General features: G+C 71.3%; 18 protein-coding genes. 14 read left to right on the top strand and 4 right to left on the bottom strand.

Translation table 11 applies throughout. The annotated features are described in order from the left end of the window. Positions 1-54: 54 nt before the first annotated feature. Positions 55-4,065, bottom strand: a complete 4,011-nt coding sequence (locus tag E1286_RS06340) for a ThuA domain-containing protein (RefSeq protein WP_187368123.1) — start codon at positions 4,063-4,065, stop codon at positions 55-57. Positions 4,066-4,167: 102 nt separating this feature from the next. Continuing rightward, positions 4,168-5,148, bottom strand: a complete 981-nt coding sequence (locus tag E1286_RS06335) for a multicopper oxidase domain-containing protein (protein WP_132609633.1) — start codon at positions 5,146-5,148, stop codon at positions 4,168-4,170. 713 nt (positions 5,149-5,861) lie between these two features. On the opposite strand from E1286_RS06335, the gene E1286_RS06330 reads away from it, so the two are divergent. From E1286_RS06330 to E1286_RS06285, 11 genes are all read left to right on the top strand, one after another. Next, positions 5,862-8,009 carry a septum formation family protein gene (locus E1286_RS06330; protein ID WP_132609631.1) on the top strand — a complete coding sequence of 716 codons (2,148 nt, stop codon included), beginning with the start codon at positions 5,862-5,864 and terminating at the stop codon, positions 8,007-8,009. Between the two features lie 133 nt (positions 8,010-8,142). Beyond that, complete coding sequence (locus tag E1286_RS06325; protein WP_132609629.1) at positions 8,143-8,853, top strand: FHA domain-containing protein; 711 nt, start codon at positions 8,143-8,145, stop codon at positions 8,851-8,853. After that, a complete protein-coding gene (locus E1286_RS06320; RefSeq protein WP_132609627.1) occupies positions 8,850-9,539 on the top strand; it encodes a PP2C family protein-serine/threonine phosphatase in 690 nt (229 codons plus the stop codon). Before E1286_RS06325 ends, E1286_RS06320 begins: the two co-directional genes overlap by 4 nt. After that, positions 9,517-10,539 carry a serine/threonine-protein kinase gene (locus E1286_RS06315; RefSeq protein ID WP_132609625.1) on the top strand — a complete coding sequence of 341 codons (1,023 nt, stop codon included), beginning with the start codon at positions 9,517-9,519 and terminating at the stop codon, positions 10,537-10,539. The genes E1286_RS06320 and E1286_RS06315 overlap by 23 nt, the downstream gene beginning before the upstream one ends. After that, positions 10,536-11,072, top strand: coding sequence for a hypothetical protein (locus E1286_RS06310; protein WP_132609623.1), 537 nt, complete (start codon positions 10,536-10,538; stop codon positions 11,070-11,072). The genes E1286_RS06315 and E1286_RS06310 overlap by 4 nt, the downstream gene beginning before the upstream one ends. Next, the gene (locus tag E1286_RS06305; RefSeq protein WP_132609621.1) at positions 11,065-13,548 is read left to right on the top strand and encodes an Hsp70 family protein; all 2,484 of its coding nucleotides are present in this window, start codon (positions 11,065-11,067) and stop codon (positions 13,546-13,548) included. The genes E1286_RS06310 and E1286_RS06305 overlap by 8 nt, the downstream gene beginning before the upstream one ends. Continuing rightward, complete coding sequence (locus tag E1286_RS06300; protein WP_132609619.1) at positions 13,545-14,486, top strand: hypothetical protein; 942 nt, start codon at positions 13,545-13,547, stop codon at positions 14,484-14,486. The genes E1286_RS06305 and E1286_RS06300 overlap by 4 nt, the downstream gene beginning before the upstream one ends. 46 nt (positions 14,487-14,532) lie before the next feature. Beyond that, positions 14,533-14,682, top strand: coding sequence for a hypothetical protein (locus E1286_RS47610; protein WP_165969606.1), 150 nt, complete (start codon positions 14,533-14,535; stop codon positions 14,680-14,682). Further along, positions 14,679-15,428 (top strand): hypothetical protein, encoded by a 750-nt coding sequence (locus E1286_RS06295; RefSeq protein ID WP_132609617.1) that lies wholly within the window; start codon positions 14,679-14,681, stop codon positions 15,426-15,428. Before E1286_RS47610 ends, E1286_RS06295 begins: the two co-directional genes overlap by 4 nt. A gap of 168 nt (positions 15,429-15,596) precedes the next feature. Next, complete coding sequence (gene sigJ, locus E1286_RS06290; protein ID WP_132609615.1) at positions 15,597-16,538, top strand: RNA polymerase sigma factor SigJ; 942 nt, start codon at positions 15,597-15,599, stop codon at positions 16,536-16,538. An 81-nt stretch (positions 16,539-16,619) separates the two neighbouring features. Beyond that, on the top strand, positions 16,620-17,804 hold the full coding sequence (locus tag E1286_RS06285; protein ID WP_132609613.1) for an NAD(P)/FAD-dependent oxidoreductase: 1,185 nt from the start codon (positions 16,620-16,622) through the stop codon (positions 17,802-17,804). 129 nt (positions 17,805-17,933) lie between these two features. Here E1286_RS06285 and E1286_RS06280 read toward each other — a convergent pair whose 3' ends face one another. Next, positions 17,934-19,148, bottom strand: coding sequence for a GDSL-type esterase/lipase family protein (locus E1286_RS06280; RefSeq protein WP_132609611.1), 1,215 nt, complete (start codon positions 19,146-19,148; stop codon positions 17,934-17,936). 394 nt (positions 19,149-19,542) lie between these two features. On the opposite strand from E1286_RS06280, the gene E1286_RS06275 reads away from it, so the two are divergent. From E1286_RS06275 to E1286_RS06270, 3 genes are read left to right on the top strand one after another with little or no spacing between them, the layout of a single operon-like run. Next, positions 19,543-19,971: an oxidoreductase gene (locus E1286_RS06275; RefSeq protein WP_223189600.1), complete on the top strand. Its 429-nt coding sequence runs from the start codon at positions 19,543-19,545 to the stop codon at positions 19,969-19,971. 29 nt (positions 19,972-20,000) lie between these two features. Next, positions 20,001-20,186, top strand: coding sequence for a hypothetical protein (locus tag E1286_RS49055; protein ID WP_223189599.1), 186 nt, complete (start codon positions 20,001-20,003; stop codon positions 20,184-20,186). Positions 20,187-20,196: 10 nt separating this feature from the next. Then, positions 20,197-20,673: a MarR family winged helix-turn-helix transcriptional regulator gene (locus tag E1286_RS06270; protein ID WP_132609609.1), complete on the top strand. Its 477-nt coding sequence runs from the start codon at positions 20,197-20,199 to the stop codon at positions 20,671-20,673. On the opposite strand, the gene E1286_RS06265 is transcribed toward E1286_RS06270, so the two are convergent. Continuing rightward, the gene (locus E1286_RS06265; protein ID WP_132609607.1) at positions 20,650-21,288 is read right to left on the bottom strand and encodes a class I SAM-dependent methyltransferase; all 639 of its coding nucleotides are present in this window, start codon (positions 21,286-21,288) and stop codon (positions 20,650-20,652) included. The genes E1286_RS06270 and E1286_RS06265 overlap by 24 nt on opposite strands. Positions 21,289-21,654 lie beyond the last annotated feature (366 nt).

Raw genomic sequence — 21,654 nt, 5'->3', positions numbered from 1 at the left:
GCGCCGGGCCCGGGGCGGAACGCCCCCGGCCCGGCGCCCGGCCGGTGGACCGGCCTAGAGCTCGCGCACCCGGATGTTGCGGAATTCGATCAGGTCGTTGTTGCCGTGGTTCTGCAACCCGACGAACCCGCTGATGAACTGGCGCAGATCCGTGGGCGGGTCGCCGGCGCGGGACGACTGCTTGCCCGGCGTGTTGTCGAACTCGCTGATCACCTTGCCGTTGCGGATGATCGTGTAGTGCTGGCCGACCACCCGGATCTCGTAGTCGTTCCACTGGCCCTTCGGGGTGACCCCCGCCTTGTCCAGGCCGTTGGAGGAGAAGTTGTAGACGGAGCCGGTCTTCTGCGGCTCGCCCGTGTCGCCGTCGTAGATCTGGATCTCGTGCCCGCAGAAGATCGCGACCCAGGCGGGCGACGTGCGGGCCGAGCCGACCGTTCCGCAGCTTCCCGAAGGGCGCTGGTCGAGCGGGGTCCTCGGGTCGGGGAAGCGGACGAAGACGCCACTGTTGGCGCGGCCCGTGTTCGGCGCGATGTCACGGAACTGCAGCCTCAGCGAGAAGTCGGCGTACGCCTTCTCCGAGTACCACAACATTCCGAGACCGCCCGAGGCGCGGATCGAGCCGTCCGGCTGCAGGGTGAACTGCCCGGACGGAGCCTGGGTCCAGCCCTGCAGCGACTGGGCCGTCCCGTCGAAGATCGTCTCGTACCCGTTCGTCTTGCCGATCTGCGACTGGGCGGCGGCCTTCTTCAGCGCGGACGCCTCGCGGTTGTCGATGACGCCGTCCTTGCGGGCGTCGTTCACGACGTCGTTCAGGTGGCTCATGAACTCGCCGTGGTTCTTCCACTCGCGCTCGTCGTCGATCAGGTCGTTGAGCGTGCAGGCGCCCGCGGCCACCCGGTTGGGCACGCCGGTGTCGGTGTCGAGCAGCCGGACCGTCGGCCGGGCGTCGGGCGCGGCGCAGTCGACCTTGACGTCGATGGTGCCGGTGGCCGACTCGCCGTCGGCGTAGGTGACCTTCAGCGTCGCCTTGTAGGTGCCGAAGTCCTTGTAGGTGTGCGTCGGGTTCGCCTCCTTCGACGGCTTGCCGCCGTCGCCGAAGTCCCACTCCCACGACACGCCGCCGGCCTTCGTGCTGGAGAACGCCACCGTCTTGGGGTCGCTCTGCCGCACCGGGCGCGCCACCGCGTCACTCGGGTCCGGCGTCGCCGGACCGCCCTTGTAGGCGATGCGGATCAGCTTCTGGTTGGGGTGCAGGCTGAAGAAGCCGCCCGCGTAGTCGAGCATGTACAGCGCGCCGTCCGGGCCGAACTTGGCGTCCATCCACGACTGGAGCTGGGTGGTGCCGCCGCCGGTCTGGATGATGTGGCGCAGGTCCTCGCCGAAGACGGGCGCGCCCGCCTCAGGGACCTTCTTCGGGTCGACGGTCACGGCGACGCGGTTGTTGGCGTTGGACTGGTCACCGATGAACCACTTGCCGTCCCAGTACGCCGGCCACGCCATACCGCTGTCGGTGTCGACCTCGGAGCGGTGGTACGTCGGCCCCGACATGACGGCCTGGCCGCCACCCTTGAGGTAGGGGATGGTGAAGGTCTCGTCGCCCAGCTTGTACGTGGGCAGGCCGCTGTCGTCGTCCCGCTTCGGGTAGACGGGGCCGCCGCCCTGCGGCGAGTACCAGATCATGTTGGCGCGCGCCGGCGGGATGTCCACCAGGCCGGTGTTGCGCGGCGAGGTGTTCTTCAGGTTGTCGCAGTCGTACCAGTCGGCGGGCTGGGTGGCGTCGACGTTGCTGCGGTCACGATAGGGCTGCTTGTCGCCCATGCAGTACGGCCAGCCCTGGTTGCCGGCGGAGGTGAGGATGGTCGCGGTCTCGTACTTGGCCGGGCCCCACGTCTCGCTCGGGGCGCCGGCGTCCGGGCCGACCCAGCCGGCGGTGATCCAGTTGTTCACGTTGTCCCAGGCGAGGCGGGCGATGTTGCGCACGCCCATCACCCAGATCTCCGGGCGGGTCTTGCCGCCGCCCTCCTCCTCGCCGGTGAACAGGTTGCCCTTGGGGATCGTGTACGTGCCGTCGGGCTCCGGATGGATCCTCAGGATCTTGCCGTTGAGGTCGTTGGTGTTGCCCGAGGTGCGCCGGGCGTCCTGGAACGACACGCCCTTGTACTCCGCGGTCCAGTTGTTGCCGGAGTAACCGCCGGAGCCGCCCGAGGAGTTGCTGTCACCGGTGCCGATGTAGAGGTTGCCGTCCTCGTCGAACGTCATGCCTCCGCCCGCGTGGCAGCAGCTGTGGATCTGGGTGTCCCACTGCAGCAGGTCCTTGCGGGTGCTCTGGTCGATCGTCTGGGCGGCGGCGTCATAGGTGAACCGGGAGACCGTGCGCTTGCCGATCCGCCGGTCCCTGTCGATCGACTCGTGCGGCATCCAGTAGGCGTAGACCCAGCCGTTCTCCGCGAACTTCGGGTCGAGCGTGATGCCGACCAGGCCCTCCTCGTTCTTGACCAGCTCGTCGCCGCTGCCGCGGTTGCCCATGACGGGCAGCGTGGTCAGCAGCTTGACCTGCTTGGTCTTCGGATCCCACTGGTGGATGGTGCCGCAGCCGAGGCCGACCTTGGGGTCGTTCCAGTCGGCGATCGGGCCGGTGGCGCAGGCCGCCTTGCCGATGTAGAGGACCTTGCCGTCCGGCGCGACAGTCAGGCCGTGCGGCTCGCCGATCTGGTCGAGCTGGCCCTGCTTGTTCTGCGCGGTCAGCCGCTCGATGGTGTAGTTCGCGGCGATGGTGGCCTGGCAGTCGCCGCGGACGAGCCCGGCCGCCCACTTGATGGCGCCGCCGAGGTGGCTGCGGAAGTGCTCGTCGCCGGTGTAACTCGCCCGCGTGCCGCCCATGCCGGTGTAGAACGACCGGCCGCCGTCGTAGTCACGGCACCAGGAGATCGGGTGGAACGCGCCGTTGCCGTTCAGGCCCGCGTCATAGGTGTGCTCGCCGACCTGCGCCACCGTGTGGACCTTGCCCAGCGGGTTCGGGCTCCAGTTCATCCACGTGTCGGTGCGCTTCACGGTGAACGGCAGGCCCTTGTTCGCCGGGTGCTGCCGGTCGACAAGGTCGACGACCGCCTCCTGCGGCTTGCTCTCCGGGGGCTCTCCGGCGGTGGGGCCGAACAGCCGCAGCTCGGCGAGCTGGATCAGGGGCTCGCCGCTGTTCGCGGTGATGTTGAGCCGGTAGTGCTGGTACGCCGTGGTGTTCTCGAACGTGTATTCCTTGGTCTGGAACCGCTGCGGGAAGCTCTCCCCGGTCCGCCGGTCGAGGTCGGTCCAGTTCGTCCCGTTCTGCGAGCCCTGCAGGGTCCAGTCCTTCGGGTCGCGGCCGGGGAAGTCATTGGCCGACGTCAGCGCGTAGTGGGCCACCGCGACCGGCTCCTCGAGCCTGAACTGCACCCATCCGGTCGGCGTCCGGGCCAGCCACTTGCTGTCGTTGCTCCCGTCGAACAGCTTGTCCTTGGTCTCGTTCGGCGGGTTGTCGCCGCTGGCCGAGCTCTCCACCACCTTCTCCGGCGGGGGCAGGCTGCCGGCGGGGCGGCTGCCGACCAGCTCGGTGAACCAGGCCGAGTCCGCCTGGGCGCGCGCGGCGTCGTGGACGCCGACGAAACCACCGCCGTTCCTGATGTACGCCTGGAACGCGGCCAGCTGGCCGTCGTTCAGCGGCGCGCCCTCGGCGGACAGGAACACCACGCCGCGGTAGCGCGCCAGGTTGTCGGCGGTGAAGACGGCCGGGTCCTGCGAAACGTCGACGGAGAAGCCGTTCTTCTGGCCCAGCTCCTTGATCGCCGCCGCGGCCTGCTCGACCGGGTCGTCCTGCTCGTCGGCCGGGCCGTGGAAGACGAGCACGCTGACGGAGTCTTTCCCGGGCGGTTTCGGCGGCGCGACCTGCGCCTGCGCCTGTGCCTGTTCCTGTGCCAGGGCCGGTACGGCCGCAGGGGTGGCCAGCCCCAGCAGCAGCACGGCGCTCGACATCGTGATCAGCGCGCGGCGCCAGGCGGGTGGTCGGGGCGGTAAGAGGCCTTTTCCGGCCATCGTTCGCTCCTTCGCGGTGAGGGTGATTCGGGACCTGCTGGGAAGGGCTGAGGGGTCGATCGCAGCGGGGAGTGTTCTCGCCGCCGGGTCCTGCGGGGCGCGTCAGTGGCCCGTGTGGCCGGAGTGGCCGCCGCCCGAGTGGTCCGGGACGTTGCCGTTCTCGTCGGTCACCATGAAGATCCCGGCCATGCCCATGTCGGAGTGGCTCTGGACGTGGCAGTGGTACATCCAGGCCCCAGGGCCGACGCGCTCGCCGGCGATCACCTGGAAGCCGAACGACTCGGCCGGTCCGGTGATCTTGGTGTCGATGATCCGGCTCTGGTCCTGCGGGTGCTCCAGCAGGCCGGTGCGGTTGTCGGCCCAGCGGTGCCCGTGGATGTGGAACGTGTGGTAGAAATCGCCGTGCGTGATCACGATCCACTCGACCCGCTCGCCGACCTTCGCCACGAACTCGGGCGCCTCGTGACCGGCACGGTTGTTGATCATCATGTCGTTGAAGACCACGGTGAACGTCTTGTCCGGCAGGGTGTCGCCCTTGCGGCGGACGATGAGCGGCCCGTACAACCCCTGCCGGATGCCGCCCGTGCCGTGGTCGGTGCCCACGACGTGGTCGTGGTAGTGCCAGTAGCCCGCGCTGCCGGGCTCGATGCTCCCGCCGGGGCGCCGGCCCGGCGCGTGCGTGCGCCAGACGTACGTACGCCGCCCGCCGGGCTCCACCAAGCTGTTGGTCAGCCGCGTGCCGTCGCTGGCCTGGTCGTAGTCCACCCCGTGCACATGCAGGCTGGCCGCCACGCTCAGGTTGTTCACCATCTCGATCTCGAGCGTCTCGCCCTCGACCATCTCGATCAGGGGCCCGGGGATCGTGGCCTTGCCGGGCTCCAGGCCGTAGCCCAGCTGGCCGTCCGGCAGTTGCTCGGCGTAGAGGGTCATCCGGCGGACGACGGGGTCCTTGCCGCCTTTGCCCGGCTTGTCGGCGGGTTTGTCGACCGCCGCCTCGCTCTGGCTCGATACGACTAATGGTGCGAACGCGGCGAACGCCGCGGATGCGGTGAAGGCACGCCGGGAGAACAGGCTTTTCGCCATGCCTCTGCCTACCTCGGTCATGGTTCCCCAATCGGTGACGGCGCCTCACTTGCGTGAGGGCGAGGTGCAGCTGCTCGGATGCCGGCGGTGGGCCGGCGCGGACGACTGGGCGTCGCATCGTGATCACTGATGCTGTGGAGGTGCGGTGAGGGTGGTTTTCGATGGAAGTACGCGCCTTTTTTGGCGCAATGTCAAGAAGTTACGTTGAAATCCCCCGTACTTCCGCTTATATCTGGCTAAAGGGTCACGGCGCCGCGGGCGCCCGCTGAGTCGTGCCCGGGGCGCGCCGGCGGCCCGGCCGGGCGGCGACCTATACGACGGAGCCCGGCGATCTTCTGCTTGACCGCCGATAAAAGTGCCTCTTAACTGGCATACGGTATGCACCTCCGCCCCTCGGGAGCTTCCATGGACAACTCATCCCGTACGTCCTTGCCGGCGCGAGGGCGCGGACCACATCGCTGACCCTCATGACTCCTCGGGTGACCGCCGGCTGGGAAATCTCTTAACGCTGTGACGCGGGTCTTGACGTCTGCGTAACCGGCCCACGACGATCTAGCCCTCGGCACACCCATCGAGCGCCCATCTGGATTCCATGCCCACGCCATGGAGCCCGGCCCGAGCCTCCGCCAAGCTCATGCCAGCGGGATCTCGATGGTGATGGGGAGGACATGTTCGGTGCAGGCGATGCGACCAGGCCAGGCCGTGCGATCAGCGTGGCATTGGACGAGGCGGCCGGAGTGGCGTTGTACACGCACAACGCGTTCCGCGTCACCGGACTGTCGACGTACGCCGACCGGCGGGCCGTCAGGCAGCGCAGGCAGGACGTCCTCCCCAGGATCGCGGTCGGCGCCGACGTCGACCTCGGGCACGACCTTCCCCCCGGCGACGTAAGCGCCGCCTTCGACCGTCTGCAGAACGATCCCCGTCGCCGGCTGGTCGAGGAGCTCTTCTGGCTCTGGGACACCCCCGACGCCACCTGCTCCTGCTCCCATGAGCTGCACCGCGGCCACGACGACGCCGTACGCGCCCACCGCGCCGCCCTCGAACGCGAGACCGCCGCTGTCCGCCCCACAGGCCAGGAGCTCCAGCAGCTGTGGTCGGACGCGGGGCAGCGGTGGCGGGAGGTCCTGCGCCGGGCCGTCTTCTGGGATCACGTCCGGCAGCGGATCGCGGCGCTGGACGATCGGCAACTCGGCGAGGCCGACGTGGACGCCCTGCGCAGGGACCTGCCCGCGGCGCTGGTCAAGCCGCTGATCGAGCTCGCCGCCAAGCCGGGGGAGAGCCAGGCGCGACTGGCGGCCGCGGCCCGCGCGTGGCCGATGGCGGCGGTCGACGACCTCCTGGAGGACCTCGCCGCGCCGATCTACGAGGACACGCGCAGGGCGCTGACGGACGCGATGGAGGAGCTCGACGCCGGCCGGCACGAGCGGGCGGCCTCGATCGCCCGCCAGCGGATCCTGCCTCAGCTGGTCAGGCTGGAGGCTTTGGTGCCGCACGAGCGGCACCGCGCCACGGCCAGCATGCGCAACCAGACCGCGATCCTGCTCAACAACTGCGCCACGGCGTTGATGGAAAGGCTCGGGCCCGCGGCCGACGAGCCAGCGGGAAGCCTGCTCGACGAGGCGGCCGAGCTGAACTCCGACCCCGTCACCGCGCAGCGGATCAAGCAGAACCGCGGCGCGCTGAAGGACACCGCCGAGGCCTTCGACAAGATCGAGCGAGAGGCGCGGAAATGGGAGGAGCTCGGCCGCCACGACCTGGCCGACGACTACCTGCGCAGGGTTCGGCGGGCCCTGCGGAGCGAGCCGTGGGCCGACGAGGCGATCGACAGGATCAGGGCCAGGCTGCGCGCCGGCGGAGGCGCCCGCCCCTCCTCCCGGCCGAGCCGGCCGTCGTACGCGCCAGACCGGCCGTCGTACGAGCGCACGCGGTCGTCGTACGGGCCGCGCCGGCGCCCGGCCGCGCGCGGCGGGTTCTTCCGCGGGCTCTTCCGCCTGGTCAACGCCCTGTTGTGGGTCGCCGTCCCGACCGGCCTGATCGTCCTGACGAACCACCTGTTCGGCGACACCGCGGAGCCCTCGACCGGCGCGCTCTACTCCGAGAGCCGGGCGTACAACGCGCCGGTGGGCTCGTGCCTGGAGACCAAGGAGGGCTGGCAGACCGACCACTCCCAGGTCCTCCTGGTCGACTGCGGTGAGCCGCACTGGGGCGAGGTGCTGGGCTACGCGTCACTCGGCGAGGTGCCCTCGCCCTACCCCGGCGAGGACCAGGTCCAGGCGATGGCCGCCTTCGAGTGTTCGCGGCTGCAGGCCCGCCAGGACCTGCCGTTCGAGGAGTACCGGATCCACTACTTCGTCCCGAGGGAAGCGGACTGGAACGAAGGGGAAGGCAGGTTCGAGAACTACACGCCGTGCGTGGTGAGCCGGCACGACGACAAGCCGCTGTCCGGCGCGCACGTCGCCGACCCACCGCCCAGGCCGGAGAGCGAGGCGGTGGTGCCGATGTCCGTGCACACCGCGCAGATCAAGCAGAACCCCCCGGTCGGAAGCTGTGTCCAGGATCAGGAGTCCTGGGGCGCCGACAAGCGCGACATCCCGATCGTGGACTGCGAGCTTCCGCACTGGGCCGAGATCGTCGCCTACCCCAAGCTCTTCGAGAAGTCGCAGCCCTGGCCGGGCGAGGACAAGGTCCAGGACGCGGCCGAGGCCGCGTGTGAGGCGAGCACCCGTGTGGACGAGGGCTACCGCTTCCACATCAGCCCGCCCGGCAAGGGGTGGTGGGACGACAAGGACGCGGAGATCTACGCCGTGTGCCTGGTGAGCCAGGCCGACGACAGCACGTTCAGCGGCGGTCTGCGGTGAGGCGTCCATCTGGTTTCCGCTTCGTTTCCATGGCCCGCGGCGAATTTCCGGGCCAGATTCGTACCAGCACGCACAGGAGGTTGTCGCGGTGGTTCGGACGGTGACGTTGCGCATCAGCTCGCCGGAGGGAGTCATGAGCGCGGTCGAACTGGGCAGCGGCCCGATCACCGTCGGGCGCGCCTCGCCCGAGCACGCCCCCGACGTGCCGCTGGGGCCGGATCCCCAGCGGTGGGTCGGCCGCCTGCACTGCACGCTGGACTTCGCCGACGGCATGTGGTCGGTGACCGACAACGCCAGCGTCAACGGCACCCTGCTGCGACACGGTGACGTGGTCGAGCGCCTGCAGCGGCGCAAGCGCATCCAGCACGGCGACAGGCTGCTGATCCTCGGTGACATGACCCCGGAGGGCGAGCCGCTGTACTGGGAGCTGACCTTCCTCGACCCGCACACCACGCAGCCCGCGCCGTTCGGTTCCCCGACCGAGGTGCGCCACACCGGGCCCGGCCTGCGCTACGACTGGGTGGCCGCGCGGGCGTACCGCGTCGAGAACGGCGTGGAGACCGCGATCAGCGGTCTGCGCCCGCAGGGGCACCAGCTGCTGCGGTACATGGCGGGGCGCGGCAGCGGGGGCGCCGCGGTGGCCTGCGACCACGCGTCTTTGATCACCGCGCTGTGGGGGCCGCGCGAGGAGTGGCCGCCGCACCGCTCGTACACCAGGGCCGACCTCGCCGGGGTGGTGCGCGCCGTGCGGAGGTGCATCGAGGCCGACCCGTCGCAGCCGCGGATCCTGGAGACCGTCACGGGCATCGGCTACCGCCTCAACGTCAGCGGACCCCCCACATGATCCGGTACGCGCTCCGCACCCGGCCCGGCCGCCTGCACGGGGAGAACCAGGACGTCGCGGCGGCCGACCCCGCCGGGGGCACGTTCATCGTGGCCGACGGCATCGGCGGCCTGGCCGACGCCGCGACCACCGCGCGCACGGTCGTCGACCACTTCCCCCGCCGGGTGTGCGAGCACGTCGCCGCCCTGCGCGCGCCCGGGGTGGCGCGCGCGGTGACCGAGGCGGCCGCCGAGCTCAACGAGCGGGTACGCCGCACGGCCCGCGGCGGGCCCGGCACCACGGGCGCGACGGCGGCCCTGCTCCTCGTCAGGGACGGCGCGGCGCTGGCGGTGCACGTGGGCGACAGCCGGATCTACCTGGCCCGCGACGGCAGGCTCGACCGGCTCACCGAGGACCACGTGCGCGAGGGCAGGCTGACCAGATTCATGGGGATGCCGGGCGAGGTCGTGCCGGGGATATCCGTCCACGAGCTGACCGCCGGAGACCGCCTGCTGCTCTGCACCGACGGCCTCACCGGCAGCGTGGGCGACGAGGCCCTGGCCGCGATCCTGACCACGGCCCCCGAGCTCGAAAGCGCGTGCGAGCGCCTGATCCGCTCCGCCGCGGCCGGCGGGGCGATCGACGACGTCTCCATGATCGCCGTGCAGTACGAGGGGAGGGGCGATGGCGCTGCTCAACAGCGGTGACCGGGTCACCGACACCCTGGTGATCGACCGGCTGCTCGGGGAGGGGGCGTTCGCCGAGGTGCACCGGGTCCGGCACGCCTACCTCGGGCTACAGGCGATGAAGCTGTTCAAGAAGGTCGCCTCGCTGGAGGAGACCCACCGGATGCTGGACGAGGCGCGGCTGCTGTCCACCCTCGGACACGCGAACATCGTCCGGCTCTTCGACGCGAACACCGTCCAGACCCCCGAGGGCCTGCGCGGGTTCTTCACGATGGAGTACGTCCCCGGCGGCAGCCTCGAAAGCCTGCTGCGGGCCTACCCGAACGGGGTGCCGACGGCCGTCGCGGTCGACGTGGTGGAGCAGATCGCGAGCGGGCTCGCGGTCGCGCACGAGCACGATCCGCCGATCCTGCACCGCGACGTCACGCTGGCCAACGTCCTGATCGGTTACGACGGCAGCGCCATCCGGGTGCGCGTGAGCGATTTCGGCCTGGCCAAGCGGGCCGACCCCGTCACGCGCACGGCCAGCGCCCGCGGCACCCTCGCGTTCATGGCCCCGGAGGTGCTGAGCAACCAGGGTTACTCGTGCGCCAGCGACGTGTGGTCGATGGGCACGATCGCCTACCTGCTGCTCACCGACCACCTGCCCTACGGCGAGACCGGCCGGTACTCCTCCTACTCCTTCGCCCGGTTCACCCGGCCGCTGCTGCCGCCGAGCAGATACAACGCCGACGTCGACGCAGGGCTGGACGAGATCGTGCTCGCCACGCTCGCGCTCGATCCCCGCGACCGCCCGGCCAACGCCCGCGTCCTGGCCGACGCCCTGCGGGCGCGGCGCGCATCCCCGTCCGGCCGGGAACGGGCCCGGCACCTCGCCGACGAGGCCCTGCGGCTCCACCGGGTCCCCGGAGAACTGCAGCGGGCCGCCGATCTCCTGGAGGAAGCCATCGACCTGTGGCCGCATCTGCGCGAACGGCACCTGCCCAGACTCCTGCTGTGGCGCAAGGGGGTGATGATGTGAGCACCGCCCGCCGGCTGCTGTCGCGGATGCGGGAGGACCTGCGGCAGCGCCGCCACCACCGCTCCTTCCGGATCCCGCCGCCCGACTGGGACGAGGAGCTGGTCGAGCACGTGGAACGGCTGCTCGCCACGATCGTCCCGCCCGAGGAACCGCCGCCTCCCCTGGACGAGAAGGCCCTGGCCGCCGCCGCGACGAGCCTGTGGCGGGCCGAACGCCGGCTCACCAAGCAGGACGACGACTCCCCGGCGAAGAGCCGGCAGGCCGGCCGCTTCGTACGGACGACGCGTACCGCGCTGGCGGAGGCCGGCCTGGTCGTGCAGGACCACGACGGCGAGCAGTTCCACCCCGGGCGCGCCCTGGAGGTGCTGCTCTTCCAGGAGGACCCGTCGCTCGACACGGAGACGGTCCTGGAGACCGTGCAGCCGTCGATCTACCTCAATGACCGGCACATCCAGATGGGTCAGGTGATCGTCGGCTGCCCACCCCAGCCGAGCTCCGGCCCCGACGACCACGTGAGGAACGACCATGAGTGACACCATCGACTTCGGCATCGATCTCGGCACCACGAACAGCGTGATCGCGGTGGCCGAGAACGACACCGTCACAGTCCTCAAGAACAACGACGGGTGGGACATCACACCGTCCGCGGTCTGGATCCCCAAGCCGGGTCAGATCAAGGTCGGGCGCCCCGCCCGCGATCGGGCCTTCAGGGATCCGCAGAACGCCGCGGTGGAGTTCAAGCTCGAAATGGGGCTGGCCGACGCGCGCAGGAACTTCGCCAACGCCGGGCTGGAGCTCACCCCCCAGCAGCTGTCGGCCGAGGTGCTCAAGTCGTTGCGGGCGGACGCCGCCCATCACTGCGGCACGGCGCCCGACGCCGCCGTGATCACGGTGCCCGCCGCGTTCACGCTGAACCAGAACAAGGCCACCACCGACGCCGCCCTGCTGGCCGGGCTCACCACCGCGCCGCTGGTGCAGGAGCCGACCGCGGCGGCGTTCGCGTACGGGTTCCACGACGCCGACGACCGGGCGTACTGGATGGTGTTCGACTTCGGCGGCGGCACCTTCGACGCCGCGGTGGTCAGCAAGCACGACGGCGAGCTGCGGGTGCTCAACCACGCCGGAGACCCCTACCTCGGCGGGAAGCTGATCGACTGGGCTGTGGCAGAACGGATCCTGGGGCCCCAGGCCGCCGGCCAGCTCGACCTGCGCGACTTCCGGCGGGAGAGCCCGCGGTGGGGGCGGAACTTCGCCATGCTGAAGAACGCGGCCGAAGAAGCGAAGATCCAGCTCTCCCGCCTCGAACGCGTGGAGTTCATGGTCGACCTGCGCGACGAGAACGGCGACACGCAGACGGTCGACCTGGTCCTCACCCGCGACGAGCTCGACGCGGTCGCGGAGCCGTTCTACGCGCGGGCGATCAACTTCTGCCGCGCCGCGCTGAAGGACGCCTCGCTGAGCCCGGCGGACATCGACCGGCTTGTGCTGGTCGGCGGCCAGACCCTGGCTCCGGGCCTCCGCGAGCGGCTCGCGGATCCGCAGCACGGTCTCGGCATCGAGCTCGACACCAGCCTCGACCCGACCACCGTCGTCGCCCGCGGCGCGGCCATCTTCGCCAGTACGCTCAGGCGCCCGCACACCGTCCCGGCGAACGCGGGCGCCGACGAGTTCGTTCTCGAGCTGGCCTACGAGCCCAGCGCGACGACGACCACGCCCACCGTCGCCGGCCGGGTGAGCGGACCGGCCACGGACTGGAAGGGCTACTCCGTCGTCCTGGACAACCCCGAGGGCCGGCCGCCCTTCAACAGCGGCCGCGTCCTGCTGAACGCCTCGGGCGCCTTCGCCACCGACGTCGCCATCGACAAGGGCCGCACGTCGAAGTTCACGGTCGAGCTGATCGACGACAAGGGCACCCCGCAGCCGATCACCCCCAACACGTTGTCGATCAGGCACCGCGAGGTCGAGTTCGGCGGCGTGCGGCTGGCGCACTCGCTCGGCATCCAGCTCGCCGACGGCTCGTTCGCGCCCATGATCCGCAAAGGCGCCACCTTGCCGGTCACCGAACGCGAGGTGTACACGACCTCCATCGCCCTGGGGCGCTCCGACCCGGACGCCGCGGTCCTGATCCCGGTCCTGCAGGGCGAGCGCGACCGGGGGGATCGCAACCGCAAGGTGGGGATGCTGGAGATCCGTCCCAAGGACCTCAGGATCGACCTGCCGGCGGGCAGCGAGGTGGAGGTCACCTTCGAGGTCGACAGCTCCAGCCTGGTCACCGTGGTCGCCGACGTGCCGCTGGTGCAGACGCAGTTCGAAGCCATGATCAATCTCGCGGACGTCACGACCCCCGCCCCCGAGCAGCTGGAGGAGATGCTGTCGGAGGTGGAGCAGCGGCTGACGTCGCTGCGCAGGTCAGTGTCGGCCGGTGGGTCACCCGCGGCCGAACGCCTGCTGGACAAGATCGAGGAGGAGGGCACCATCGTGACCGGCCGCGAGCAGGTGCAGGCGGCCAAGGTGGACGCCGGCGCCGCCGCCACGGCCGAGGAGCGCCTGCGGAACATCCAGGCGGACCTGGACGACGTCGAGCAGGCCGTGCAGGTGCCGGCGCTGGCGCAGGAGCTCGAAGCGCTGCTCGACGAGGCGACGGAGCTGGTCAAGGTCAACAGGCTGGGCGACTCCGGCGACCGCCAGGCGCTCGCCGACCTGCGCAGGCGGGTGCAGGACGCGATCCAGGCGCAGGACGTCGCGGCGATGCGGGCCCAGCAGGAACGGCTCCAGATGTTCCTCATCGAAGTGGAGCGGCGCTCCCCGGACTGGCCGGTCAAGGTGTTCGCGTTCCTGCGGGACGTGCTCGCGCCCACCGGCCAGGCCGGTCCGCTCATCCGCGAGGGCGAGCGGGCCATCGCGCAGAACGACATGCGGGCGCTCGAGGGCGTCAACCAGCGCATGATCCGGATGTTGCCGAAGGACCAGCGCGACGAGATCGAGTTCGGCGGGTTGAACAGGCGATGAGCGAAGCGCTGCGGGCGCAGCTGACGGTGAGCCGGGCGCGTTCGGCCGCGCGGGCGGGGGACCTCGACCGGGCGGCCCGGCTGCTGGACGACCTGGACGGCGCCGACGCGGACGCCACCGTGCTCGATCTGCGGGCCAGGCTGCACGCCCAGCGCGGCGAGCTGGCCGAGGCGGATCGGTGCTGGGCCGCGGTGCAGGAGATCGCGCCGGACGACGCCGCCGCGGCGGCCGGCCGCCGGACGATCGAGCGGATCATCGCCGGCCGCCGCCGGGTCAGACCCCTGCTCCAGCCGGGCCTGCTCGGCGCCGCGACGGCGGTGGTGGCGGTCGCGGCGCTGGTGGCCGGCGTCGTCGTGGTCCAGTCGGGCGAGCCGGGGCAGCCGGCGATGGCCGCGCGGGCGGAACCAGCACAGATCGGGAGCGACGCGCCGGCCCAGCGGTTGAAGGCGCTGGAGGCGGACCGCGCGGCGGCGGCGCGACGCGAGCAGGCCGCGGAATCCCGCCGCGCCGAGCAGGCCGCCCGCCGCGAACGACAGGTCGCCGCGATCGCGAGCAGGCTGGCGATGCCGGGAGTGAAGGTCGAACCGCGGCGCGGGCACGCCCGGGTGATCTTCAAGTCCGGGCTCTTCCCCTACAGCGCGGAGATCAGTGAGACGGGGGCGGCGCTCCTGCGCAAGCTGGGGCGCAGGCTCGCCCGCCTCGACACGACGACGACCGTGGTCGGCCACGTGGTGGCCGTGCCCGGCGGGCGGACGGAAGGCGGCTCGGTGGTGGCGCTGGGCCGCGCGCTGGTGGCGGCCCGCCACCTGGCCGAGGGCGGTGAGCTGGCGCTCACGTCGTTCACGCTGGTGAGCGCCGACCAGTCGGAGGGTCCGTTCGCCGACGCGCCGCGCAACCGCACGGTGACCCTGCTGGTCGAGCCGGAGGACTCACCGTGAGTAAGGCTCGTCACTGCGCGTCGCGGCCCATAAGCATTGTCCGAGTATGACGGCGTCAGTGCCGCTCGATGAGGGCCGGTGGTGGCACGTCTGGCGGTCCAGCCGGCGGGCCGCCATCGAATGGCTGCACAGGCGGGTGGCCACCGCGCGGGCGAGACAGCTGCCAGCCAACCAGGCGTTCGCGGTGTCGCGTTGACCGGATTCCGCTTCACCTGCTCGTACACCACGGCTAAGGACCCCGACGGCACGTCTCCGTGCGGCCGCCCGGCCACCCCGCGCGAGCACCGAGACTCCAGGTGCCTGGGACACCGGGTCCTCGAGTGGCACCTGTCGATCCACGGCCGGGGTGGCCCGGAGCGCGTCAGATCCGTCTACGGGTTCATCTACACCGTGCGGTCCATCGCCTGCCTCAGCACGGGCATCCGCACCGCGGCGGGCGCGTTCACGGCGGCTGACCGTCCGTACGCGGCCGTCGAGGCGGCCGTCTCCCTGTTGCTGGCCGTGTTCCTGGCCGGCTTCGCGCTCGGTTTCACGCTGGAACATCCGCTCGGCGGGAGGTTGTGGCTGGCGGCGGCGCCGCTCTCGTCCGTGGCCGTGGTGCTCTCCGGCGGTCTGCTGCTGTCCGGCGCGAATCCGGGGCCCGTGTCGAGACTGGCGGATGTCGTGCACGCGTTCGGGCTGTTCGTGACGGCGCTGGGGGTGTTCGCCGGATGGGCGGTCTTTCTGCTCCGCCACACGGGCCGGCATCGCTCGGCCCTCGGCCTGACCATTCTCTGCGAGCTGATGTTCATCGCGGTGGTCGCCGCCGGAATCGTTCTCGCACTGGTCTCGCGCGGGCAGCAGAGCGGTGTCCTGATCATGCTGCTGGTGGTGATCGGCCTGGCCGTGCTGGTCCGCGGGGCGAACCGGCTGAAGTCACTGGCCAGAACGCTCCGGATCTGACCGCCCGGCGTCAGAAGCGGTAGGGGAGGAGGCGGGCGCTTCGCCGTGGACCGGCCGAACAGTTCGCCGTGGTCGCGCAGGGCGGCCGGGCCGGACAGGGCGCGCGCCCTCGGCGATCACCACGCACGAGGCACACAGCGTGCGCGGACACGCCGTTAGGATCGAGTCATGCCTTTGACGGTGGACGACGTCGACCGGTTCGAGCTGTCGAGGCCCCGTCTGGAGGCCATCGCCTACCGGCTCCTCGGCTCCGCGGACGAGGCGCAGGACGTCGTGCAGGAGACGTTCCTGCGCTGGCAGGCCGCCGACGTCGACCGCGTCGAGGTCCCCGAGGCCTGGCTGACCAAGGTGCTCACCAACCTGTGCCTCAACCAGCTCACCTCCGCGCGGGCGCGCCGCGAGACCTACGTGGGCCGATGGCTTCCCGAGCCGCTGCTCGCCGGCGACCCGATGCTCGGCCCGGCCGACACCGCCGAGCAGCGCGAATCGGTCTCGTACGCGGTGCTCACCCTCATGGAGCGCCTGTCCCCCAACGAACGGGCCGTGTACGTGCTGCGGGAGGCGTTCGACTACCCGCACCGGGAGATCGCCGAGATCCTCGCCATCACCGAGGCGGCCAGCCAGCAGATCTTTCACCGCGCCAAGAAGCATGTCGCCTACGGCAAAGCCCGCGCCGAGATCGACGATGCCGCCGCCCGGCGGATCGTCGAGGAGTTCCTCGCCGCCGCCACCAGTGGCCGGACCGATGAGCTCGTACGCCTGCTCACCAAGGACGCCGTCTCCATCGGCGACGGCGGAGGGAAGGTTCCGGCACGCACCAAGGCGTTCGAGGGAGCCGTCGCGGTCGCGAAGTTCCTGTGGGGCATGTTCAAGCCCGCCGAGGCCAAGCGCGCCGTCGTCGGCGGCTCGCCCGAGGTGTACGCCTGGACCGCCAATGGCGAACCCGCCGTCGTGGCCGTCGTGGAGGGCCGGGTCGTCGCCATCATGTGCCTGGAGGTCACCCCCGAGGGCATCACCGCCTGCCGTACCCAGGCAAACCCCGACAAGCTCGAACGCGCGACCGAGCAATGGGCGGCGCTGAGCCATGGGGAGCCCCTGCTCGTCATGTGACGTGTCTCACATTGCCCTCCTGTCAGGAAACCGCGGGCCGTCCGGTTCAAGTGACAAACCCGCACCGGACAGGAGCCCGACATGCAGCACCGCATCATCGTTCTCGGAGCCGGATACACCGGAGCCGGCGCCGCCGGCCGCCTCGCCAAGCGGCTGCGCCGCGAGGACGTCGCCATCACCCTCGTCAACGCCGAGCCCGACTTCGTCGAACGCATCCGCAACCACCAGCTGGCGACCGGCCAGGACCTCAGGCCCCGGCCACTCAGCGAGATCTACGCCGGCACCGGCGTCGAGCTGAGGATCGCGAAGGTCACCGGCGTCGACGTCGACCGCAAGACCGTCGCCATCAGCGGCGCGAACGGCGCGGAAGAGCTGGAGTACGACACCCTCGTGTACGCCCTCGGCAGCGGCTGGAACAGCCAAGCCGTGCCCGGGACCGCCGAGCACGCCCACCAGATCGCCGGCCGTGCCGGAGCACTCCGGCTACGCGAGCGCCTGGCGAGCCTCGATGCCGGGCAGACGGTGGTGGTGGTCGGCGGCGGGCTCACCGGCGTGGAGGCCTCGACCGAGATCGCCGAGGCCCGCCCGGACCTCGACGTCGCCCTCGCCGCCGGCGGCAGCCTCGGCGACTGGCTCTCACCCAGGGGCCGTGAGCATGTACGGAAGGTCTTCGGCAAGCTCGGCATCACCGTGTACGAGCACACCGCCGTCACCGGGGTCGAAGCCGACCACGTCACCACCGCCGACGGCGGGGTCATCCCCGCCGCGGTCACCGTGTGGACCGCCGGTTTCGCGGTCCACCCGATCGCGAAGGCGACCTTCCTGGAGGTCTCCGGCACCGGCCAGATCGTGGTCGACCGGACCATGCGCTCGGTTTCGCACCCCGATGTGTACGCCGTCGGCGACGCGGCCCTGGCGATGGGCGCCGGAGACAAGCCGCTACGGATGTCGTGCGCCTCGGGAGTCCCAGCCGCCTGGCTGGCCGCCGACGTCATCGCGGCGCGCCTGACCGGCCGGAAGGTCCCGGACAAGACGATCGGCTACGCCAACCAGTGCATCTCCCTGGGCCGCAAGGAGGGCCTGATCCAGTACGTCACAGCCGACGACCGCGCCAAGCAGGTGGTCCTGCGCGGCCGGCCGGCCGCCGCCTACAAGGAGCTTGTCTGCAAGGGCGCCGCATGGAGCGTCGCCAACCCGACACTTGGGGTGCCGGCCCGGCAGCACCGCGTCACGCATGAGCGGACGCTGAACCAGGAGACCGGATGAACCTCGTGGTGGACACCAGGGCGCCGAAGTCGTAGTCGGGCGCGGGGGCCGGCTCGGCGGAGCGGGCCGGGCGGCGTCCGGGCTCGGGCGTACCGCGTGCTTCTCCTGGACCAGCCCCTCCTCGACGTTTCAGTGGGTGGCGGGCCGCGAGGTGCCGGACTGACGCGACCGGTCACCGTCAACAGAGAAGGGGCCGCCGGGTCCGAAGGCGAGGCGGGCGAAGTTCTCGCCGATGCGGCGGTGGCCCGCCGGGTCGGGGTGGATCTCGTCGGGCAGCGGCAGCTCGGCGTAGTCCTTCTCGCCGTACAGGTCACGGCCGTCGAGGTAGTGCAGGTTCGGGTCGTCGGCCGACCGCTGTGCGACGATCCGGGCGAGCACGTCGCGGATGACGATGAGCGTCAGGCGCCCGGCGGCGCGTTCGGCCGGGTCACCCGTGGCCTTGAACCGCAACGTCGTGCCGTCGAAGTCGGGCACGAGAGGGCCGGGGGTGTCCTCCTGGACCGGGCACAGGATGGGGGAGACGACCAGCAGCGGCGTGGCCGGATGCCCCTCGCGGATCGTGTCGAGGAAGCCGTGGACGGCGGGGGCGAAGGCGCGCAGGCGCATCACGTCGGCGTTGACGAGGTTGATGCCGATCTTGACGCTGATCAGGTCGGCGGGGGTGTCGCGCATCGCGCGGGCGGTGAACGGGTCGAGCAGCGCGCTGCCGCCGAACCCCAGGTTCACCAGCTCCGCCCCGCCCCGCGCCGCGGCCAGGGCCGGCCAGATGGCGGTCGGGTGGGTGGCGTTCGAGCCGTGGCTGATGGAGCTGCCGTGGTGCACCCACACCCGTCGCCCGCCGACCGGCGCGGGCTCGACCGGGGCGTCGGTACGCAGGGCGATCAGCTCGGTGACCTCGTTGTGCGGGAGCCAGATCTCGACGTCCTTGTCACCTGCGGGCAGATCGGCGAACCGGGCGGTGCCGGGGGGCCCTTCGCGCAGGTCGGCGGAGCCGGTGGTCAGGTCGGCCGTGCGGACTCTGCCGCCCGCCACCGTGGCCTGGGCGGTCGGCCGGCCGTCGACCAGCAGGTCGTACACGCCGTCCGCCGGGGCCGGAAACCCTCGGTAGGCCCGCTTGGTGGGCAGCGTGTCCAGCTCGATGACCGTGGCCCGGGTGCGGAACGCCAGCCGCACGCCGGACGGCTGGGCCTCGGCCACGGCCAGTTGCTCGTCGGGGATCTGCCGCCGAGCCCGGGCGGGCAGCCGGTGCGGCAGCAGGCCGTGCGCCGTGCGTTCCACGTCGAGGGCGCCGCGCAGCAGGTCCGCGGTGACGGGTGTGGTGATCGGTTGCCGGTGCGAGGCCATGACGTTCCCTCTCCTTTGCCTACAGATGTTATGAATATACCTAATCCCTTTAAGTGGCAGCGGCGGCGGCGCCTGCTGGTCGCTGACCTGGACGAGCGGGCGGCGCGGCAGGCCGTGACCCAGGCATTTGCGTGGCTGGCCACATAAGGGCATTATCAGGTGGTCGGCCACATACCTACGAAAGGGCCGACACTCGACCCTGGCCGCATTGGCGTTCCGTTCATGTGGCCGGCCACTTGTCGGAGGTTCGAACGGCCGCGTTCCCCGCTCTGTGGCCCCCCGTCTCCATGGGGGATCTCCACCTGAAGCACGGCGATGGTGCCGATGACCCGGAGCCGCTCCACCCCCGAGGGCACACCGACCGAGCTCAACGCCGGCCGCAGGACCGCGGGAGATGCCGGTGCCGCGCGCGCTGTCGGCCGCGGAGGTCGCCGCGACGGTTCAGGACTTCCGCCGCGCCGCCGCCGCCATCGACGCCGGGGTGGAGATCCACGGCGCCAACGGCTACCTGGTGCACCAGTTCCTGTCCAGCAACGCCAACCAGCGCGACGACGCCTACGGCGGCTCGATCCCCAACCGCATCCGCTTCGCCGTCGAGGTCGCGGCCGCGGTCGCCGACGAGATCGGCACGGGGCGCACCGGCCTGCGCGTCTCACCCGGCAACCCGCACAACGACATCGCCGAGGACGACACCGCGGACCTGTACACCGCCCTCGTGGCCGCGCTGGCGCCGCTGAACCTGCGTACCTGCACGTCGCCCACGGCGGTGACGACGACCTGCTGCGGCGCCTGCGGGCGGCGTGGCCCACCGCGCTCGTCCTGAACCGGGCCGGCGCCGAGCTGGCGGTACGCGTGCGGTACGTCGAGGAAGGGCTGGCCGACGTCGTCACCGTCGGCGCCATGGCGCTGGCCAACCCCGACCTGCCGGAACGGGTGCGTCTGGGCGGTCCGCTCAACACACCCGACCGGGCCACCTTCTACGGTGGTGGCGCGGCCGGATACACCGACTATCCCGCGCTGCAGACACCCGTCACCTGAGGAGTTCCCGATGACCGACGCTTCCGACCAGCGGCTGCCCAGCACCGCCCAGGCCGGCCCGCTGAGCTACGCGATCTTCAGCCTCGCCCGGGCCCACCGCGGCTACGCCGCCGGTCTGCTGCGCGAGCTGGGGCTGCATCCCGGGCAGGAGCTCCTGCTGATGCAGCTCATGGACCGCGATGGGCAGACGCAGTCGGAGCTGCTGGAGAGCGTCGGCCTGGACCACTCGACGGTCTCCAAGTCCCTGCGCCGCATGCAGGAGGCCGGCCTGGTCGCCCGCGAACAGGCCCCGCACGACCGGCGGGCCACCCTGGTCCGGCTCACCGAGAAGGGCCGCGCGATGCGCGAACCGATCGAACGCCTGTGGGCCACGCTGGAAGACACCACCCACCGCGACCTCGACGCCGAGCAGGTCCGCGCCTTCATCGTGACGGCCCTGACGATCGAACGCTCCATCAGGGCGTCATGGCCGGTCGTAGACCAGTGAATACCGCCAGAACAGGCGGCGGCGGATGCTCGCGCCTGGCAGTGCGGCGGCCGCCTGCGCGCGGATCTCGGCGAGGGTCTCGCGCGCGGGCGCGGTCGGCGCGGTCATCTGGACCGGCAGGGATCGCGCGGGGGCCGGGTGCTTGACGAGGCCCATCAGCGGGTTGGCGGCGACCGCGGCCGTGGAGACGAGGAAGTCGCCCGGGCTCGCCTCCCGGTAGCAGCCGATGACGACCAGACGGCCGCCGGGGGTGAGGCTTTCGCGCAGCTCAGGCAGCGTCTCCGCCAACGGGAGATGGTGCAGGACCGCCACGAGTGTGATCGCGTCCCAGCGGCGGTCGCGGTCGCGCCGGCCGAAGTCGGCCTGCTCGATCGCCACCCCCTCGACGCCGGCGAACCGGGCCGCCGCGACGCGCGCCGTGGCCGGGTCCGGTTCGAGGCCGGTGACCGACACCGCGCGCGGCCGGAGCAGGTCGATCAGGTTGCCCGTGCCGCATCCGACGTCGAGGACGTGACCGGCGCCGGCGACCTGCCGGGCCACCCAGCGTCCGTAGAAGTCGTTGTGGCTCCAGGGGTGCCGCGCGTTGAATCGCTCGAGGTGGGAGAGAAGAGCCATCCCGACACGGTAGCCCCGCCCGGCCTGGAGGGGTACGACACCGTGACGATGACGACCAGGGGCTGGGTGAGATGCCGGAGCCGGCGGCCCAGGCGATCGAGGCGGGACCGGCCACGGTGGCGCGGCGCCGCGACGGCGGGCCCCGTCAGGCCGTACGCGGCCCCCTGGACCTGAACATCCGCGCGGACCGTTTCGTCGTCTCGCACGGCACCGTCCGCGACCTGGCCACGGGCCAGGACGTCACGATCGGGGTGAAGCACACGAACGCCATCAACCTCGGCGTCTCCTCCCAGCCTGGAGCTCAGCGGGGAGGCGTCCTGCGGCGACGGCCCCCGCCGCCCGAGGCGGCAGGTGGTGCTCAGCCTG

Origin of the sequence: Nonomuraea terrae (assembly GCF_004348995.1) — a bacterium.
Lineage (GTDB): Bacteria > Actinomycetota > Actinomycetes > Streptosporangiales > Streptosporangiaceae > Nonomuraea > Nonomuraea terrae.
This window is presented reverse-complemented; position numbering and strand designations above follow the sequence as displayed.

Coding starts and splice junctions, on each gene's coding strand:
- E1286_RS06340 (WP_187368123.1), bottom strand. CDS start 4,065: ATGGCCGGAAAAGGCCTCTTACCGCCCCGACCACCCGCCTGGCGCCGC.
- E1286_RS06335 (WP_132609633.1), bottom strand. CDS start 5,148: ATGGCGAAAAGCCTGTTCTCCCGGCGTGCCTTCACCGCATCCGCGGCG.
- E1286_RS06325 (WP_132609629.1), top strand. CDS start 8,143: ATGAGCGCGGTCGAACTGGGCAGCGGCCCGATCACCGTCGGGCGCGCC.
- E1286_RS06320 (WP_132609627.1), top strand. CDS start 8,850: ATGATCCGGTACGCGCTCCGCACCCGGCCCGGCCGCCTGCACGGGGAG.
- E1286_RS06315 (WP_132609625.1), top strand. CDS start 9,517: ATGGCGCTGCTCAACAGCGGTGACCGGGTCACCGACACCCTGGTGATC.
- E1286_RS06305 (WP_132609621.1), top strand. CDS start 11,065: ATGAGTGACACCATCGACTTCGGCATCGATCTCGGCACCACGAACAGC.
- E1286_RS06300 (WP_132609619.1), top strand. CDS start 13,545: ATGAGCGAAGCGCTGCGGGCGCAGCTGACGGTGAGCCGGGCGCGTTCG.
- E1286_RS47610 (WP_165969606.1), top strand. CDS start 14,533: ATGACGGCGTCAGTGCCGCTCGATGAGGGCCGGTGGTGGCACGTCTGG.
- sigJ (WP_132609615.1), top strand. CDS start 15,597: ATGCCTTTGACGGTGGACGACGTCGACCGGTTCGAGCTGTCGAGGCCC.
- E1286_RS06285 (WP_132609613.1), top strand. CDS start 16,620: ATGCAGCACCGCATCATCGTTCTCGGAGCCGGATACACCGGAGCCGGC.
- E1286_RS06280 (WP_132609611.1), bottom strand. CDS start 19,148: ATGGCCTCGCACCGGCAACCGATCACCACACCCGTCACCGCGGACCTG.
- E1286_RS06275 (WP_223189600.1), top strand. CDS start 19,543: ATGCCGGTGCCGCGCGCGCTGTCGGCCGCGGAGGTCGCCGCGACGGTT.
- E1286_RS06270 (WP_132609609.1), top strand. CDS start 20,197: ATGACCGACGCTTCCGACCAGCGGCTGCCCAGCACCGCCCAGGCCGGC.
- E1286_RS06265 (WP_132609607.1), bottom strand. CDS start 21,288: ATGGCTCTTCTCTCCCACCTCGAGCGATTCAACGCGCGGCACCCCTGG.